At 66.7% G+C, this 16,938-nt stretch carries 15 protein-coding genes; 4 read left to right on the forward strand and 11 right to left on the reverse strand.

All coding sequences use genetic code 11. The features are described from left to right. The 5 genes from E1261_RS20785 to E1261_RS45350 form a co-directional block, all read right to left on the reverse strand. Positions 1–1,008: ABC transporter ATP-binding protein (locus E1261_RS20785; RefSeq protein WP_132408893.1), on the reverse strand; the 1,008-nt coding region annotated here is incomplete at its 3' end. Continuing rightward, positions 1,005–2,552 carry an ABC transporter permease gene (locus E1261_RS20790; protein WP_132408895.1) on the reverse strand — a complete coding sequence of 516 codons (1,548 nt, stop codon included), beginning with the start codon at positions 2,550–2,552 and terminating at the stop codon, positions 1,005–1,007. The genes E1261_RS20790 and E1261_RS20785, both read right to left, overlap by 4 nt. Further along, complete coding sequence (locus E1261_RS20795; RefSeq protein ID WP_132408897.1) at positions 2,536–3,561, reverse strand: iron ABC transporter substrate-binding protein; 1,026 nt, start codon at positions 3,559–3,561, stop codon at positions 2,536–2,538. The genes E1261_RS20790 and E1261_RS20795 overlap by 17 nt, the downstream gene beginning before the upstream one ends. Then, entirely contained in the window at positions 3,540–6,131 is a 2,592-nt protein-coding gene (locus tag E1261_RS20800) for an AMP-binding protein (RefSeq protein ID WP_132408899.1), read from the reverse strand. Before E1261_RS20800 ends, E1261_RS20795 begins: the two co-directional genes overlap by 22 nt. A 237-nt stretch (positions 6,132–6,368) precedes the next feature. Beyond that, positions 6,369–6,563, reverse strand: coding sequence for a hypothetical protein (locus E1261_RS45350; protein WP_165952580.1), 195 nt, complete (start codon positions 6,561–6,563; stop codon positions 6,369–6,371). Between the two features lie 25 nt (positions 6,564–6,588). Between E1261_RS45350 and E1261_RS46900 the strand changes: the two genes are divergently transcribed. Beyond that, positions 6,589–6,720 (forward strand): hypothetical protein, encoded by a 132-nt coding sequence (locus tag E1261_RS46900; protein WP_272948595.1) that lies wholly within the window; start codon positions 6,589–6,591, stop codon positions 6,718–6,720. 77 nt (positions 6,721–6,797) lie between these two features. Here E1261_RS46900 and E1261_RS20810 read toward each other — a convergent pair whose 3' ends face one another. The 5 genes from E1261_RS20810 to E1261_RS20830 form a co-directional block, all read right to left on the reverse strand. Continuing rightward, positions 6,798–7,643, reverse strand: a complete 846-nt coding sequence (locus E1261_RS20810) for a carbohydrate ABC transporter permease (protein ID WP_132408901.1) — start codon at positions 7,641–7,643, stop codon at positions 6,798–6,800. Beyond that, the gene (locus E1261_RS20815; RefSeq protein ID WP_132408903.1) at positions 7,640–8,581 is read right to left on the reverse strand and encodes a carbohydrate ABC transporter permease; all 942 of its coding nucleotides are present in this window, start codon (positions 8,579–8,581) and stop codon (positions 7,640–7,642) included. The genes E1261_RS20810 and E1261_RS20815 overlap by 4 nt, the downstream gene beginning before the upstream one ends. Beyond that, entirely contained in the window at positions 8,581–9,882 is a 1,302-nt protein-coding gene (locus E1261_RS20820; protein WP_132408905.1) for an ABC transporter substrate-binding protein, read from the reverse strand. Before E1261_RS20820 ends, E1261_RS20815 begins: the two co-directional genes overlap by 1 nt. Before the next feature lie 298 nt (positions 9,883–10,180). Beyond that, positions 10,181–11,398, reverse strand: coding sequence for a PucR family transcriptional regulator (locus E1261_RS20825; protein ID WP_132408907.1), 1,218 nt, complete (start codon positions 11,396–11,398; stop codon positions 10,181–10,183). 533 nt (positions 11,399–11,931) lie between these two features. Then, on the reverse strand, positions 11,932–12,519 hold the full coding sequence (locus E1261_RS20830) for a ThuA domain-containing protein (protein ID WP_165952581.1): 588 nt from the start codon (positions 12,517–12,519) through the stop codon (positions 11,932–11,934). Positions 12,520–12,809: 290 nt separating this feature from the next. Between E1261_RS20830 and E1261_RS20835 the strand changes: the two genes are divergently transcribed. From E1261_RS20835 to E1261_RS45355, 3 genes are all read left to right on the forward strand, one after another. Further along, on the forward strand, positions 12,810–14,039 hold the full coding sequence (locus E1261_RS20835; protein WP_132408911.1) for an ROK family transcriptional regulator: 1,230 nt from the start codon (positions 12,810–12,812) through the stop codon (positions 14,037–14,039). 425 nt (positions 14,040–14,464) lie between these two features. After that, a complete protein-coding gene (locus E1261_RS20840; RefSeq protein ID WP_238176334.1) occupies positions 14,465–15,688 on the forward strand; it encodes an RHS repeat domain-containing protein in 1,224 nt (407 codons plus the stop codon). Positions 15,689–16,261: 573 nt separating this feature from the next. Further along, positions 16,262–16,426 (forward strand): hypothetical protein, encoded by a 165-nt coding sequence (locus E1261_RS45355; RefSeq protein ID WP_165952582.1) that lies wholly within the window; start codon positions 16,262–16,264, stop codon positions 16,424–16,426. Here the strand turns inward: E1261_RS45355 and E1261_RS20845 are convergent. Further along, positions 16,407–16,868, reverse strand: a complete 462-nt coding sequence (locus E1261_RS20845; protein WP_202874884.1) for a hypothetical protein — start codon at positions 16,866–16,868, stop codon at positions 16,407–16,409. The genes E1261_RS45355 and E1261_RS20845 overlap by 20 nt on opposite strands. Positions 16,869–16,938: the final 70 nt, after the last annotated feature.

Here is a 16,938-nt window from a genome sequence, read left to right on the forward strand (position 1 = left end):
GGTTGGGACGGTGAGGGATACGTTGTCGCCTGGGTGTGGGACTTGGTGGCCTGGTACTCGCGCTATCAGTCTGGCGAGGGTGTTGGGCAGGGTGAGCCGGATGACGGCATCCGCGCCTTGGAAGGCGACTGACACGACCTGTGCCGTTGGGCCGGATGCTTTGCCGAGTACGACTTGCTCGGGGCGGATCATGACGAGTACCTCGCCGGTGGCTGGTTCGGCGAGGTTGAGGATGCCGAGTGCGCAGGTGACGACGCGTCCGTCGGCGTGTCCGGCTAGCAGCATCGTGTCGCCGAGGAAGCTGCCGACCTGGGGCGTCTGCGGGGCGGCGTAGAGCTCGGCGGGGCTGCCGGTCTGGGCGATCTGGCCGTCGAAGATCACTGCCACCTGGTCGGCGAACGAGAGCGCCTCGGCCTGGTCGTGGGTGACCAGCACGGTGGTCGCGCCACGCTCGGCGAGGGCTGTCAGGGTGGCCTCGCGGGTAGCGGCGCGCAGGGCGGTGTCGAGGGACGAGAACGGTTCGTCGAGCAGGACAACTGCGGGCTCGCGGGCCAGCGCCCGGGCCAGGGCGACGCGCTGTTGCTGGCCGCCGGACAGTTGGTCGGGGCGGCGTCGCGCCAGGTCCGGTGACAGTCCGACGAGTTCGAGCAGCGGACCGACCTGGGTCGCGCGGCGGCGTTCGGCTCGCGGCAGGCCGAACAGAATGTTGCCGGTGACATCGAGATGCGGGAACAACGCTCCGTCCTGGCGGACATAGCCGATTCCGCGTCGCTCGGGGGCGACCATGACGTGGTCGTCGGTGAGGAGCTTGCCGTCGATCTCGATCCTGCCCTGCGTGGGCCGGACGAATCCGGCGAGCGCCCGCAGCAGGGTGGTCTTGCCGCTGCCCGACGGGCCGAGTACGGCGGTCGTACCCCCTGGCCGCACCTGGAGGCTCACCTGGTCCAGGACTGGCGGCCCGCCGTACCCGACCGTGAGTTTGCTGATCGTGACGCCGGCGCTGGTCATCGCTGGTCCAGGATGTGCCGGCGCAGGAGCAGGGTCAGCGGTGCGGACAGGGCGATCATCGCCGCCGCGTACGGCGCGCTCGCAACGTAGTCGAGTTCGTCGCTGGCCGACCAGAACGCGGTGGCGAGGGTCTCCGTACCGGTCGGGGCGAGCAGAAGTGTCGCGGTGAGTTCGGTGACGGTGGCGAGGAAGACGAGGACGAAACCGGTCAGCGCGGAGGGCAGAACGAGGGGGAGTACCACGCGAGTGAAGGTACCCGAGCCGGACACCCCGAGCGAACGTGAGGCCTCGACCAGTTCGGTCGGAGCAGCGGCCAAGCCGGACCGCCACGCCACCATCGCGCGCGGCAGGAAGAGCACGGTGTAGGCGGCCACGGCGAGTGCGGCGGTCTGGTACACCGGCCGGGCCCACTGTACGGCGAGGGTGACGAGCGCGAGCCCGATCACCACGCCAGGTAGGGCGCTCGCCACGTAGGTCACTCGCTCGAGGCCGACCGCCAGCCGGGACGGGTATCGATGCAGCAACCAGGCCCCGGGCAGCGCGGCCAGCGTGGCAGCCAGCCCGGCGAGCACGGCCAGACCGATGCTCGAACCAGTTGCCGCGAGCAACGGTCCCGCCTCGATGACGCCGCTGTCGGCGGCCCGGACGAGCCAGCGCAGAACGATCACCGCAGGCACCAGCACCGACAGACCGGCCAGCACCGCGACGGCGCCGAGAGCAGGTACGGTCCAGCCGCCGAGCCGATGCGCGACCGGCCGTAGTCCGGCGCCGGGGCCGAGCCGGGCGATCCGTGCCCGGCCACGGAGCGGCACCTCGATGGCGAGAAAGCCGAGGCAGAGCAGCACAAGTACGGCGGCCAGCAGGCTACCGGCTGCGTTGCTGAACCCGACCGCGAACTGCTGCAGGATCGCAGTCGTGAAGGTCGGATACTGCATCATCTGCAGTACGCCGAACTCCGCGAGCAGGTGAAGTGCCACCAGCAACGCACCTCCGGCCACCGCTGGGCGCTGAAGCGGCACGACGACCCGCAGCATCGTTCCGAGACCTGACAGACCCAGTGATCGAGCGGCGTCGAGGTGGCCCTGGTCGAGTGCTCGGAGCAGCGCCGCGGCGGGCAGGAAGACGAACGGGTAGTAGGCCAGTGACGTGACGAACACTGCGCCGCCGAGCCCGTGAACAGACGGCAGCACAGAGGTCCAGGCGTAGCTGCTGACGAACGCCGGGATGGCGAGCGGCGCCAGCAGCAGCGTGCGCCAGAGGCCGGCGGCGGGCAGTGTCGTTCGTTCCACCAGCCAGGCCGCGCCACACCCCAGCAGTACGGTCACGGGCACCGTCAGGACGACCAGCAGCAGGGTGTTGCCGAGCAGCTCGGCAGTCCGCGGCCGGAACAGCAGCCGGCCCGCTTCCGCCGTACCAGCGGAGACGGCTTGACCGAACACCACCAGCACCGGAGCAACCACCAGTACGGCGACCGCGACGGCAGCGACCACGACGAGCCAAGGCCTGCGGGCCGACCGGTTGTCGAGGTCAGAGAATGCCGGCATCGGTCATCAGTGTCGTGACCTTGTCGGAGTTCAGCGTGAACGGGTCGACCGGCGGTGCCTGCAGGGTGGCCAGCGGCGGAAGGGCCGGAGCGGACGCGACACCAGTGCCGACCGCGTACTCCATCGACTGGGAGTCGACGAGCACCTTCTGGCCGGCCGGGCTGGTGATGTAGGCCAGGAACTTCCGTGCCTCCGCGGGCTTCTTGGAGCCGGCCAGTACGGCACCGCCGGACAGCGACACGAAGGCGCCCGGGTCTCGGTTGCGGAAGTAGTGCAGGGCGGTGTTGCCGCTGCCCTCCTTGGTGCCGGCCTGGTCGCGGTACCAGTAGTAGTGGTAGATCACGCCGCACGGGATCTCACCGGCGTTGACGGCCTTCATGGTGGCGATGTTGTTCTGCAAGGCCCGGGCGTTGCTCTTGAGTCCGCCGAGCCAGTCCTTGGTCTTCTGCTCACCCTGCCCGGCCAGCATCCCGGCGACGATGGCCTGGAAGTCGGCGCCGCCCGGCGCACAGGCCCAGCGGTCCTTCCACTGCGGAGCGGCGAGATCCAGCAGCGACTTCGGCAACTCCGCCTTGGGGAGCTTGGAAGGGTTGTAGACCAGCACGGTGGACCGGGCGGCGATCGCGGTCCACGCCTTCGACGACGGCGTCAGCTCGGGCGGGACCTGGCGGCGGGTGGCGTCCTCGAGCGGTGCGAGGAGCTTGTTGCGCTCGACCAAAGTCATCGCCGGGCTGTTCTCGGTCAGGAACACGTCGGCCGGGGACGCGGCTCCCTCGGCGACGAGCTGATGACCCATCGAGGAGTCACCGCCCTTGCGGACCTGCACCTTGATCCCGGTCGCGGCGGTGAAGGCCGCGGCCCAGGCCTTGGTCAGGTTCTCGTGCTGGGCCGAGTAGACCTGCAGCGAGCCGGGGTCCGCGACGTACTCGTCCTTGGACTTGGACCCGCACCCCACCAGCCCCACTGTGCCAAGGGCTCCGAGGCCGGTCAGGAACGTACGTCGACGCATGGTCGATCCTTTCTGAGACGGTACATCGCCGTCGCGCGGCGACGGATGGGGGAGCCGACGGTCGGCTCCGGTAGCGGGAGTCGCCGCAGGACGAAGGTGCTGAGGGCGCAGAAGACGATGCCGGCGGCCAGCGAGACGAAGAACTCGACGATCGTGTTGCCGAACAAGGCGAAGACCTGGAACTGCACCAGATAGACGTGCAGCGACGCGGCCGCCAGTACGCCGAGCGGCCGGACGAGCAGACCCGGAACCGGCAGCGCAGGAACGAGGGCAAGCACCGCAAGCCCGGCCATGATGGTCAGGTCGCGATCCCAATCAGGGAAGAAGCCGGCCGCGGCGGCGACCGCGACGACAGCCGTGACCAAGCTCCGGTTCCGGCGACCGGCGACCGCCATCGCAATCCCGGCCACGAACAGCCAGGCCACAGTGATCGGTAGACCTCGCACCGGACCGTCGAACACAGCAGGCAGCAGATAGCGCGGCACCAGCAGTACGGCGAGCGCCGCCATCGCCGTCCGCCACGGATCCGCGCCGTACGCCGCTCGTAGTCGCGGCACGGCCAGCAATGCCACTGTGACAGCGAACAGCATCAACAGGGCTTCGAGGAACCAGAAGATGTTGATGTCCTGGGGCCGCACCAGCCAATGCAGCAGCGCCAGGTTCGACCAGTGGATGGACTGGAACCCGAACACCATCACGGCGGACGCGATCGTCGCCGGTACGACGATAGTGATCGCGGCTCGCGCAGTACGTCGTACCCGCTCGGCCGTGTCCGGTGCGGTGAGCACATATCTGGCGAAGAGGAATCCGCTGACCGCAAGCAGGATGTGTGCTCCTCCGGCCAGCCGGAACAGTCCGACATGGCTGCCGCAGATCGTGATGACAGCCAGGCCGCGAAGCACAACAGTTGTTTCCACACGCCGGATCAGCGGGCGACGGGCAGGGCGACGATCAGCATGCTGGGCGGCGAGTTCGATCAGGTCGCGCACAGGTCGGTGGTGCCAGTCCGGTGGCAATGTGCCGAGTAGTCGGGTCAGCCGCACGGATGCCGTGACGTGGTTGAACGAGTCACCGCCGAGCTCGGCGAAGGACCGTTCGGGATCGATTGTGCCGGCGCCGACCAGAGGTGCGAGTGCTCGCGTCACCGCGGCGAGCGAACTTGTCGCATCGTCATGGTCGTAGCCGGTCTGAACGGCATGGAGAGCAGCACACGCTCGACGGTCGAGCTTCCCATTGGGAAGCCGCGGTAGCTCGGCGACTTCCTGGGCGGACACCACGGACCTGCCGAGTCCCGCCGCGGTCGCCGCCAGATCGCGGACAGGACCGGCCGCCCCCTCGTGGGTGACCTGCAACTGCTCGTCAGTGCCGGTGACACAGCACCGTACGCCGCGGTCGCGCAGCGTCCGTTCGACTTGCAGGAGGTCGATCCGGATACCCATGATCTTCAGGTGGTCGGAACGCCGTCCAACGATCCGAACGATGCCGTCGGCATCGATTCGGGCCAGATCGCCGGTGCGTAGTTCGGAGTGCGTCCGGCCCAGCGCCAGATCGTCGGGATGCTCGGCGTACCCGAGCATCACACCGGGGCCGCTGAACAGGAGCTCTCCGACCGGGCCGTCGGTACCCGCGGGCTGCTCGATACCTGCCGTGTCGAGCCTGAACGCCGAGCCGGCGATCGGCCACCCCACGGCGTCCGGGTAACGGCCGGCCAGTTCTGGCGGCAGTACCGCCATCCGTGCGGTGGCCTCGGTCTGGCCGTACATCACCGCGAGCCCCCAGCCGCCCGCCTCACCACGTGCGGCCAGCTCGCTGACGCGAGCCGCCGGCAACGCGCCACCTGCCTGCGCGAGCAGCCGGAGCGTAGGCACGGCGTCCAAGAGCCCTTGCGCATCGAGTAGGTCGACCACATGGGGAGTCGCGGGCAGTAGAGTCACGCGGCTCTTGCGCAGTTCGGCACCGAAGGCCGTCTCCGTCACCGACCCTCTCCACAGCACCGCGGTCGCCCCGGCCCTGAGCTGCGCATGTAGGACCGACAGCCCGAAGCAGTAGTGCAAAGGCAGTGAGGTGATTGCCCGGTCCGCCGCTGTGATCGAAAGCGCTGCGACGATCGCGTCCGCGTTGCTGATGAGGTTGGTGTGGCTGAGCCGCACCAGTTTGGGTGAGCCTGTGCTCCCGGACGTGCTGAGTAGCAGCGCGAGATCCGGGTGCAGGAGATAGCGCGGCTCCCTGTCCAACGCCCCACTGAAGCTGCCGTCCTCCTGCAGCCACAGGTCCGGGGGATAGGCGGCCGTGATCGATGCGTGCTCGGGCGGAGTGACGAGCGCAACATGTCCGGCCTGCAGGACAGCCAGATAAGCGACGACAAGCTCACGCTCAGCAGTGAGTGGAATGTGCACCAGCCGTCGCCCGGTCTGTACGGCGGGAAGTCCGGCGACGCCTGTGGCGACGCGTTCAGCGAGGTCTCCATAACTCAGCGCACCGAAAGCGTCGATGAGAGCGGTGTGGTGGGCATCGGCTGTCTCGGACGCCAGCACCGCAGCAGGAGCCCGCCTGATCTGCGGCGGAAACACATGGTGAGGCTAACCTAAGAACCATGGCCCGTCTACTCCGGCCGATGCGCCAGAAACCCTTGTATACAAAGCCGTTCTGACATCGTCGGACAACCGCGAAGGTAATCCTTCGTCCCGGTGGTCGACGAGTTTCGATGAACTGCCGAGCGACGTCGCTGAGTTTCGTGTTGTTGCCTGCGGAAGACCGTCTGCGCCGGCATCGCACAACTGACCGGCTGGCTGATCATCGGCGTGGCTTCAGTCTGGGGCGGCGGTGCTGGCGTGCCGGTCCTGGGCCCAGCTGGACAGGAAGCGCAGCGCTTCGACGGCGGGGCTGTCGGGCTCGGCGGTGTAGGTGATGATGACGAGTCCGTCGCCGGTGAGTTCCATGGCTTCGCCGGTGAGTTCGGGTTCCGCTGCCGATCCGTCACTGACCGAGCTGTCGAAGTTCATGGGAGATGGCCGAACGGTCCCGTTCATGGACCAGCTCTGGCCCAACCCGAAGGTAGCCGCGAACATGATGACGGGGATCCAGGAGATCTTCAGCGGAAAGTCCACACCGGACAAGGTCCTGGCCAGGATGGACACGGACTACAAGTCAGGTGAGTAGTCACGACGAGCCGGTGAACAAACTCGGGGATCATCAGCGCGATCCCCGGGTCCGCAACCGTGAGGGGCCGGCGGTGGTCAGGTTTTTGAGCCGGACAGGGCGATGCCTTCGACGATCTGGCGTTGGGCGATGACGAAGATCAGTAGCAGCGGGGCTGCGGCGAGGGTCGCGGCGGCCATCAGGCTGGTCCAGTCCGATCCGTACTGGCCTTTGAACTGGTTGACCAGCAGCGGGATGGTGAACTTGTCGTCGCTGTTGAGGAAGATCAGCGGGTGGAAGAAGCTGTTCCATTGGCCGAGGAAGACGAAGATTCCGAGGGCGGTCATCGGGGTGCGCAGGAGTGGCAGGATGATGGTCAGGAAGATCCGGACCCGGCCGGCGCCGTCGATCGCGGCGGCTTCCTCCAGTTCGAGCGGGATGCCGCGGATGTACTGGCGGAGCAGGAAGACGCCGAAGGCATTGAACAGGGCGGCCGGGACGATCAGTGCCAGGTGGGTGTCCACCCAGTGCAGCCAGCCCATGACGAGGTACAGCGGGATCACGGTGAGCTGCATCGGCACCATCATCGTGGCCAGGAACGCCATGAACAGCGAATTCCGCCCGAAGAACCGAAGCCGTGCGAACGCGTACGCCGCCATGGCCGACGTGAGCAGGGACACGAGCGTGACGGTCGCGGCGATGTAGAAGCTGTTGAAGAAGCCGCGGCCGAAGTCCGCTGCGGCAAGGGCGCGGGGGTAGTTGTCGAAGTGCCATTCCTGCGGCAGCAGTTTGGGTGGCTGGGCGAAGATCTCGCCGAGTGGCTTGAAGGACGAGAACATCATCCAGATGAACGGTCCGGCCATCGCCAGCGCGCCGATCGCGAGGAACAGGTTGAGGACGATCCGCGCGGGCCGCAGCCCGAGTGCGTTGTGGTTTGTGTTCATTCTGTGTAATGCACCCACTTCTTCTGAACGGCCAGCTGCACGGCGGTGAGGGCCAGCAAGACGATGAACAGGATGGCCGCCAGCGCCGATGCTGTGCCGAAGTCGAATTCCCGGAAGGCGATCTGCACGATCTCGTAGACGACGGTCCGAGCAGGAGCGGGCGCGGTGGTGTCCATGAACACGTAGATGTAGTCGAAGACCTGGAAGGAGCCGATGATCGACGTGATCGACAAGAACAAGATGGTTGGCGAGAGCAACGGCAAGGTGATGCGACGGAGCTTCTGCCATTCGCCGGCCCCGTCGATGTCGGCTGCTTCCAGCAGCGTCACGGGGATGTTCTCCAGTCCGGCCATGAACATGACGATCTGGTATCCCAGTCCTTGCCAGATCCCGACGATCGCGAACGCGGGGATGACGAAGCGGGCATCCTGCAGCCAATCGGGGGCCGGCAGCCCGATGCTTCTCAGCAGATTGTTCAACGGACTGATGTCGGGGTTGAACAGCCACAGCCAGATTGCCGCGACCGCCACCGAGGACGTGACCACCGGGGCGAAGTAGAAGGTTCGGTAGAACGACTTCATCCGGCCCGCGCGTTGCAGCATGAAGGCCACGGCGAACGCGGACAGCATCGCGACCGGCACCTGGAGCACGGTGAACCAGACGGTGTTCACCGCGGACCGCCTGAGCTGTGGATCCGAGATCACCTTCTCGAAGTTCGCCAGTCCGGCAAAGGATCGGGTGCCGAATCCGTCCCAGTGCGAGAACGCGAGAATCAGGGCGAATACCAGCGGACCGACCATGAAGACGACCAGCCCGATCAGCTGGGGCGCGAGGAAGGCGAAGCCGGTGAGGTGCTCGTTCAGATTCCGGCGGCGCCGGGCCGAACGCGCTGCGACGAGGTTGCGCGGGCTGACCGCCTCGGACTCGGCGGTGCCCATCACTGCCCTCCGTTGAGCTTCGCGACCAGCTTCTGGCTGAAGGACTTCGCCGTTTCCGCCTTCGACTTGAGTAGCTGGTCCATGTACGTGGGGAAGTCGCTGGCCAGTTGCACGTTGCGGGCCAGGACCCGGGGGATCGGATAGCCCTTGGTGGCGATCTCGGTGAAGAGCTTGCCGTGTGCGGGCAGGTCGCCTTCGGTGACGACCTCGTCCAGGCCTGCGACGGCCGGTACCGCGTTGCCGCCGCCGCTGAGCCGGAACTTCTGCCCGTCCTTGCTCACGTAGGCCGCGGCGAAGGCGAGCGCGGCATCCATGGACTTGGCCTTCGTGTTCACTGCGATGGCCGCGGTGGCGACCGGCACCGGCATGATCTCCTTGCCGCCCGGTGACGGCAGCGGCACGATGTCGTACCCGAACTTCAGCTGCTTGAGGTTGGGCAGGATCCACCGCCCGTAGGTGATGGTGGCGAGCTCACCGGCGTAGAACAACGCGTCCACGCCCTGGCCCTTCGGCAGCGATCCGCCGTACGTGATGTTGCCAGAGGCAAGCTGTTCGAAGAGCCACGCCATCGCCTGCTGCGATTTCTCGTCGGTGTCGAAGACCGCCTTGCCATCCGCATCGAAGACGGTCCCGCCGAAGGTGGTCAGCCAGGCCGGAAGATCGAACCAGCCTGCTTCCAGGATCATGCCGCGCTTCCCGGTCTTCCGGACGTTGTCCAGCAGCGAGGTGAGCGCGTCCTGAGTCCAGCCGCCGGCGTCGAAGAGTTGTGCAGGTGTCTGGGACACGCCGGCCTTCGCCAGCAGGTCGGCGTTGAACCAGAACACCTTCGGGTTGCAGTCGACCGGCAGCCCGAACAACTTTCCGTCCGGGGTCTTGCACACCTCCAGCAACCCAGGATGGAAGTCGGACTCCTTCACGGGGCTGTTGCCCGAGGACAGGTACGACGTCAGATCGACGAGCTGCTTGGACTCGGCGACCTTCGCCATCTGTCCGTCACCGACGTAGAACGCGTCCGCAGCGGCGGAACCAGCCAACTGGCTGAGCAGCTTGGCCTGATAGTCGCCGACGACTGCCTGGAACGTGGTCTTCACGCCGGTCCGGGACTGGTAGTCGGCTGAGTACTTCTTGAACCGTTCGGCCTCACCGGGGTTCGCCCAGGCAGCCCAGGTCACCGACCCTTTCCCTGCCTCGACGGCCGACCCGCCACTACCGCAGGCTGACAGGAGGGAACCGGCGCCCATCGCACCGACGGTGGTGGCGCCGAGTGAGAGTAGGCGGCGGCGCGAAATCAGGTCGTTCATGTTTCCTCCAGGGGAGAGTCAGTCCAGCCAGGCACTGGTGTGCGGGGCAGAAGCTCGCTGTCGAGCCGCCCATCGCGATCAAGCGACGTACTGTCGGCGCCTGAGACTAGAGTCGTTGTTGCTGCTCGAACAGACCTTTCGCAGCTGTACAACAAAAATTGTCATCGGCAACCAATCGGGGACTGACCTCACTGTGACGAGGTGACAATGAGAGCTACTCACAGAATCCGGAGCAGTGCGCAGAGCGGTGTTTGTGGTGATTGCGGCACTAGCCGGAAAAGCGCAAGCCGGACGAGTGTTAGTCGGACGAGCGCTCGGCGCGGCGGGCGGCGACGGCGGCCGACAGTTGTGTCATGCCGCGGGCGTGGGCTGAGTCGAGCCCGGTCAGCTCGGTGATTCGCCGGAGCCGGTAGATGATGGTGTTCGGGTGCACATGCAGTTTGGATGCTGTCTGCTGGCGGTTCTGACCGGTGCGGACGAACCATTCCAGCGTGGCGATCAGGTCCGGGTATGGCTCGAGCGGAGCCAGTAGCCCGGCGAGCTCGGCCCTGGCGACACCCGGTCGGGTGAGCTGGTACTCGACCACCACGTCCTGCAGCCGGTACAGGCCGGGCGGGCGGTCGAACCAGCGCACGACTTCGAGGACCTGGCCGACCTGTGACGCCGCAGCCGGGATCTGTGCCGGCTCCGCGATTGCCCCGGCCGCACTGATGCTGACCCCGGCGGCTTCCGTGCCACGCTCGATCAGGCCCTCGCAGTAGGACCAGTCGACATCGGTCCGAAGCGGCACCAGGACGAGGCCCCCGGACGCATTGAGTGAGGTCAGTGCTCCGCCGTCGTCGGTGCTGTCGAGTGCCCCTGTCAGCCGTCGCAGCATGCGGCGTTCGACGGCCCCTGTGTTGACTCCGCTGCGCATCGTGTCCGGGTGCCGGCCGAGGCGGACGGCCAGCACCAGATAACGCGCTGCCAGAGTCACGCCGGCCGGGAGGGTGACGGTGGGGGCGTCGTCGGTGAGAAGAGCAGTCAACAAGGCTCGCCGGGCCTCGTTGCGCTCACCGACCGCCACTCGCATCTCGACCAGATAGCCTTCGGTCACCGCCGCCATGGCCTCCCAGGCGATCTCGAACAGCCTGCTGGCGAGCTTGCGGACCGCCTCCAGATCGCCCGGTTCCGCAGCCGCGGTCAGCCTGCGGAAGATCCCCTCGAACCCCATCAGGTAGGCCGATTGGATCGCTGCCAGCGGCAACCCTTCCTCGGAACGACGCCCGGCCGAGCTCGCCAGTCGCGCCAGTTCGGCGTCGTACGGCGATCGTCCCTCGCGGAGCCAATCGACGTAGTACCGAACGGCGTCCAGCGTCACGGCGGTGACATCGGTGCGCAGGACCTCCGGTGGAAGGCTCCGGTACTCCGGGAGGTCGCGCTGGTGCCGTGCCACGATCTGCTCGACGACCTCGGTCAGGTCGCGAGACAGCCGCTCGTGCGCAGGTATGCCGTCGATCCGGAACTGTTCGGTCACAGGCGATCTGGGGTTGCTTCGGCCCGGAACGAAGTACTGCCAACTCGAACCACACGTCCACTTGCGATCATCGCGTCCCGCCCTCTGTCGTCGCTGCAGCGCAGAGATCGCCGCTGCCGGCCACGTCGCCAGTGTGTCTGATTATGTTTGATTAAGCAAGAAAATGATTGATTTCAACAGGGTGGAACTGGGGCCTGTCCGTACGGTTGCAGGCCCCAGTTCCCGGGTCGGTGCGCCCGGGTGTACGGCGCGTCTGCGCCGATCAGGCGACCGCACGTCCGGGCAGAAGGGGGCCGACCCGCCTGGCGTCACGCGCTCGACGGGGAACAAGCGCCGAGTCGCGTCACCCGGCCGATCCGGTGGGGGGCCGGATCGGCCGCGCCACATCGTGGCGGTTAATTTCTAACAGTGCGCGCTGGTGCCGGACAATGCTTCCGTGGTGGCAGATAACTCAGACCTGTCCCCCCATCCTTTGGTCTTCTGAACAAAGGTCCTCGGTCACTGCAATTTCCTTGCACATTGCAACTACTGGTTCAGGCTGCCGGACCGGACATCGGGCGGGCCGTCCAGCGGACGGCATTGGCGAGCAGATGCTGGATATCCGGGTGCCGGTAGACCCGGTCGTCCTGGTTGCCAGGACTGAAGTAGAAAATGCGTCCGTTGCCACGAAGGAATACCCGGCCGGTACTCGACGGCCGGCCGCCGAGGCTGCTGGCGAGGACGATCGCATCCGGTCTCGGCAAGCCGGACGGCTCGCATCTCGTCCCTGGTCCATCGATGACGAGCGGGTTCGGCACGCCGCGGACGATCGGGTGATCAGGGTCGACCGACCAGACGACCTGGCGTTCGCCGTGCCTCGGGTATGCCGGGACGCGGGGCGCGCTCAACAGTCGGGCGCCTGCAGCGGATGCCTGGCCCGGGTGCAGAAGCACGAGCCCCATACCGCGGAGAACCCGACGGTAGATGCGGGTGACCGCCTGGTCGTCGACCGGTGGAGAGCCTGGGCCAGGCCAGACGAGTACGTCGGTATGCTCCAGTTGTTCATCGATCGAACCGCGGCCGAGCATCACCGGCCGCACCAGGACCGCCGCGCCCAGCCGGCGCGCGATCCCGTTCGTCATCTCGTTCAGCGCTGGCCGCAGGCCGTGGGTCCATACGGTGAGTCGAATGGGTCTGCTGCCACGGCTGCATTCGGACAAGCCCAAGTCTGGTTCGCGGAGCAGCATCTCAGTCCTTCTCGGTACAGGCTCCGCAGGCAGCGAGGGTGATGGTGGGCGGAACAGCACCGAGGCGGCCAGGAGTCATGTCAGGAGTCTGTGCCTGGTCGCGGGAGGTCTAATTGATTAGCTGATTTTATTTTTCGGCTTGCGTTAGTGTGACCGGGTGTCGGGAGGTCGTCAAGAGGGGCACTGTGGACAAGACTGCGACGTCACCGTTGCTGCGGCGGATGAATACGGCGGCTGTGCTGGACGTGCTCCGCGCGGGCGGACCGGCGACGGGCACCGAGCTGATGGACGCGACCGGCCTGTCCAGGCCGACAGTGCATGCGCTGTGCGATCAGCTGATCGCGCTCGGCTGGATCCACGAGCTCGAGTCCCGCCGTACCGGGGACCGCTCCAGCCCCGGCCGGCGTGCTCGCCAGTACGAGTTCAACGCGCGAGCCGGCTTCATCCTGGGTGTCGACCTTGGCGGTGAGTACAAGGCCACCGCGATGCTGACCGATCTGCGCGGGGTCAGCCTCGGCGACGGCATCCGCGAGTTCGCCCCTCCCGACGGAGGCGAGGTCAGGCTGCGGGCAGCCCGCCGAGCGATAGCGGACGCTGTTCGTGCCGCCGGCGTCGCGAAGTCCGCGATCCTGGTGATGGGGCTTGCCGTTCCCGGCCCGGTGAACCAGGACAAGCCCGTGGTCACGAACGCGTGGTACCTGCCCGGCCTCGCCAAGGTCGATCTGGGGCGCGCCGTCGGCAAAGGGCTCGACTGTCCGGTCTTGGTGGAGAACGACGCGAATCTGGCGGTCCTGGCGGAGCGGTGGTGTGGTGTCGCGGCCGGCGTCGACAACGTCATCGAGCTACTGGCGGGTGAGCGGATGGGTGCGGGGATCTACCTGGGCGGCAACCTGATCCGCGGCGTGGTGGGCGGCGCCGGCGAATTGGAACTGGTCAGTCTGTTGAATGGTGTCGTCAAACCCAGCGGCATCGGCCGGCTGGCTCGCGACTTCGGCGCCGAGGTCATCGCCGCCGCTCGCGGTCCGCGATCGAAGATCGGCCGTTCGCTGCTGTACGACGCGGCCGGTGGCGATCCCGCGGCCGTGAGTGCGGAGGCCGTGTTCGCCGCGGCGCGAGCCGGCGACGCTGTCTCCGTCGATGTGGTGGACCGCGCCGTCGCTCGCATCGCTCCAGTTCTGGCGCTACTCGGGACAGTGCTCAACCCCGAGCTGATCGTCATCAGCGGCGGCGTCGCCGACGGCGGCGATCTCCTCGTGCCCCGGCTGGAGCACCAGCTCTCGTCCCTGATCGACACTCTCTCGGTCCCACGGGTGACCGCCTCGACGCTGGGATCCCGCGCAGTCGTCCTCGGCGCCGTACGCCGAGCCCTGGACCACGCCGAACGCACCGTCTTCGCCGATCTCACCCGAGCGTAGTCGGCAGTTCACAAGATCTGATGCCGTGCGTTGGCTGGTTTTCCAAAGCGACTAACACGGGTGGTGCGGTGTCGTTGACCTGGATGTGCCGGTCGCGCCGCCGTACGGGGGCGGAAGCGCGGCCGGCGCATCACCGAACAACTCAGTTCTCTGTTGGTTGATACAGCTAACTCCATTGATTTGTGTGTCTTTTACAGCCTTTCTGTACCGGTCTTGTGGGTTGCGTCGAGGCAGCGTTTGCTGGCCCGGCTCGGCGGTCGTCCTGCCGCCGATGTCTGCCCGTCTTCGGCCGGTATGAGGTGGTTTTGCCGGTGCATGTCCCGGATCGTCGTCAGCGTGCCCAGGTCCAGCGCTTTCCACGGATTGTCACAGCAGTCGCTGCTCTTTCGCTGTTGGTACCGTCCGCGCCTGGCCTGCACACGATCGTGACCCGGACCGCCCTTCCTGGTGCCACGCTGACTTCGCCGGCCGCTACGACGATCCAGCGGCTGCCGCATGCCTTCGGCAACGGGTACCCGACCGCGAATGCCGGTCCGGGCCGGGTTGCTTTGTGGACTGGTGAGTTCTCCATGTCCGCGCTGGATGTCTCGGTCCCTGGGTACGCCGACAGTCTGTCGATCTCGCGGTCGCACATGACGTACGAGTCGCCGGGTAACGCGATCACCGGGGTGTTCGGTGACGGCTGGTCCGCGCAGTTCAACGGAGTTGCCGGGATGCAGGTCATCGACTCCACCCGCCTGGACGGCACACTGGTGCTCGCCGACAATGACGGCTCGACGCTCGTCTACATGTCGCCGACCGGCGAGCGCCGTACGGATGGAACTCTCACCGCCGGCGCGTGGTTTCCGGTTGACGAGGACACGGCTACCGACGGCTCGAAGCTGGCAGTCACCGGCAGCGGCGCGAGCACTGTCTTGTCCTACACCGAAGACGACGGCACGGTCACGACCTGGAAGGCCGCGACAGCACCGGCCACCGGCCAGGACATCCAGTTCCAGATCGACAGGATCTCCGAGCCCGGCCGCGCGCTGCACTTCGACCACACGCTGATCGGCTCGTCGAAATGGCGCATGAGCGCAGCCTGGCTGGACATCTACAACCCGGACACGACCGGCACGGACACGATGGACTCGATCAAGGTCGCGTCGTACAGCTACGACGGCAGCGGCCGGCTGATCAAGGTGACGGACCCGCGGTCGAACCTGTCAACGGAGTACACCTACAACGCTGCCGGTGACCTCGCGACCGTCAAGCCCGGCGGGCAGGTCCCGTTCCAGCTGAATTATGCGACGTCCGATGATCGGCCGACAATGGACTCGGTCGCGCGCGTCGGTCCGGGTGGCACGGTGACGCTGGCGAAGTTCGTGTACGACGTACCGCTGTCCGGTGATGGCCTGCCCGACCTGACCGCCGCTTCGATCGCACGCTGGAACCAGAAGGTGGCACCGACGCGCGGATTCGCAATCTTCGGCCCGGACCACCCGATCGCGGAAGGCCCCGGCCCTGGGGACTGGCAGTACGCCGACCTGCGGTACACCGACGCCGACGGCTACACCATCAACACGGCCAAGTCCGGCGCCGGCGGCTGGCAGTACACCTCCACACCCCGGCAGGACCTCCCGACCCCGACACCCACGGGACTGCCCTGACCCGCCAGCGACCGGCCGTGTTGGGCGGCTGCTTCGGGTTCGTTGGTCTGCTCCTCGAGGCCGCTGGGGGCAGTGCCGGGTCGAACCGGTCAGGGGCGGTTCGACCCGGCTGCCAGGGGGTGCACCTTCAGCGGGTGTCTTCGGCCGATGAGGAGGCCGAAGACACCCTGACCAGCGCCGGATTCGTCGGAGTCGGTCATGGGGGGGGCCATGGTCCTTGTCCGCTGGAATGAGCTGTCCGGGGCTGATGAAAGATTTTGACAGTTGCTCCGGGCCCCTAACAACGGCTCACGATTGGCTGCTGGTGCAGAGAAGGCGCCGTCGAGTTGGGGCAGACGACAAATCCGGTCCAGGCTGGTACGCATCCGTCCCGCGCACAACACTCCAGCCGCCCGAACCCTTATCCTCCGCCGCGCACCGCGCACCGCTCTGCCAGCCTGGACTCGCCGGTGGGCATTTAGGTTGGGGCGTGGATACTCAGGTTGAGCATAGTATTGTTCACCTGAGTATTCCTGGGTTGCCTCGGCGGAAACGCTCGGCGCGGAGCCCGACCATGTGGGACCGTCGGCGGCGGTGATTGACCGAACAGAACGCCAACTCGATGTGGTCGTCGCCGAAGCGAAGGACGCCGACGAGCCGCCAGGAGCCCGCACGATCTCCGCCATCGGCGAAGCCAGCAAGCCTCCCGCGCGCACTTCGGTACCGGCAACTGAGCCGGCTACCTGGGCGAACGGATAGGGGCCTCGGGCACCAAATAGCAGACGAGGAGTTTGAGGAAGAACAGCACGGCGAACCATTCGAGACCGTCGGGGAGCGGCACGACGGTCAGGTTGGCCAGTACCGCGGCCATGTAGGCACCCATGGCGGCGGGGCGCTTGGCATCTAGCTTGACCATCTCGATCAGCAGAGCGCCAGCCAGCAGAAGTGCTGTGTTGAGCAGGAACCAGCCCCAAGCGGCATCCAGTACTACGAACGCCATCGCCGCCAGGTAAGCGATGTGCGCTGTGACGAACGAGAGCCGTGAGCGGGACGGTTTACTGTGGTACCAGCGCTTGGCGGCGTTGGTGGCATTGGTCATCACCCCGCCGACGAGATCCAGACCGATGAACACGGTGACCACCCACTGTGGCCAGCCGGCCTGGATCGGCGCCGCGAACAGATGCCACGCGAGCAACGCCATGCACACCGACGATCCGGCCACCTCTGCTCGCAGTTCGACACGAGACTTGCCGGGTCCCATGAATCGCTCG

Source organism: Kribbella albertanoniae (assembly GCF_004348455.1).
Classification (GTDB): Bacteria; Actinomycetota; Actinomycetes; order Propionibacteriales; family Kribbellaceae; genus Kribbella; species Kribbella albertanoniae.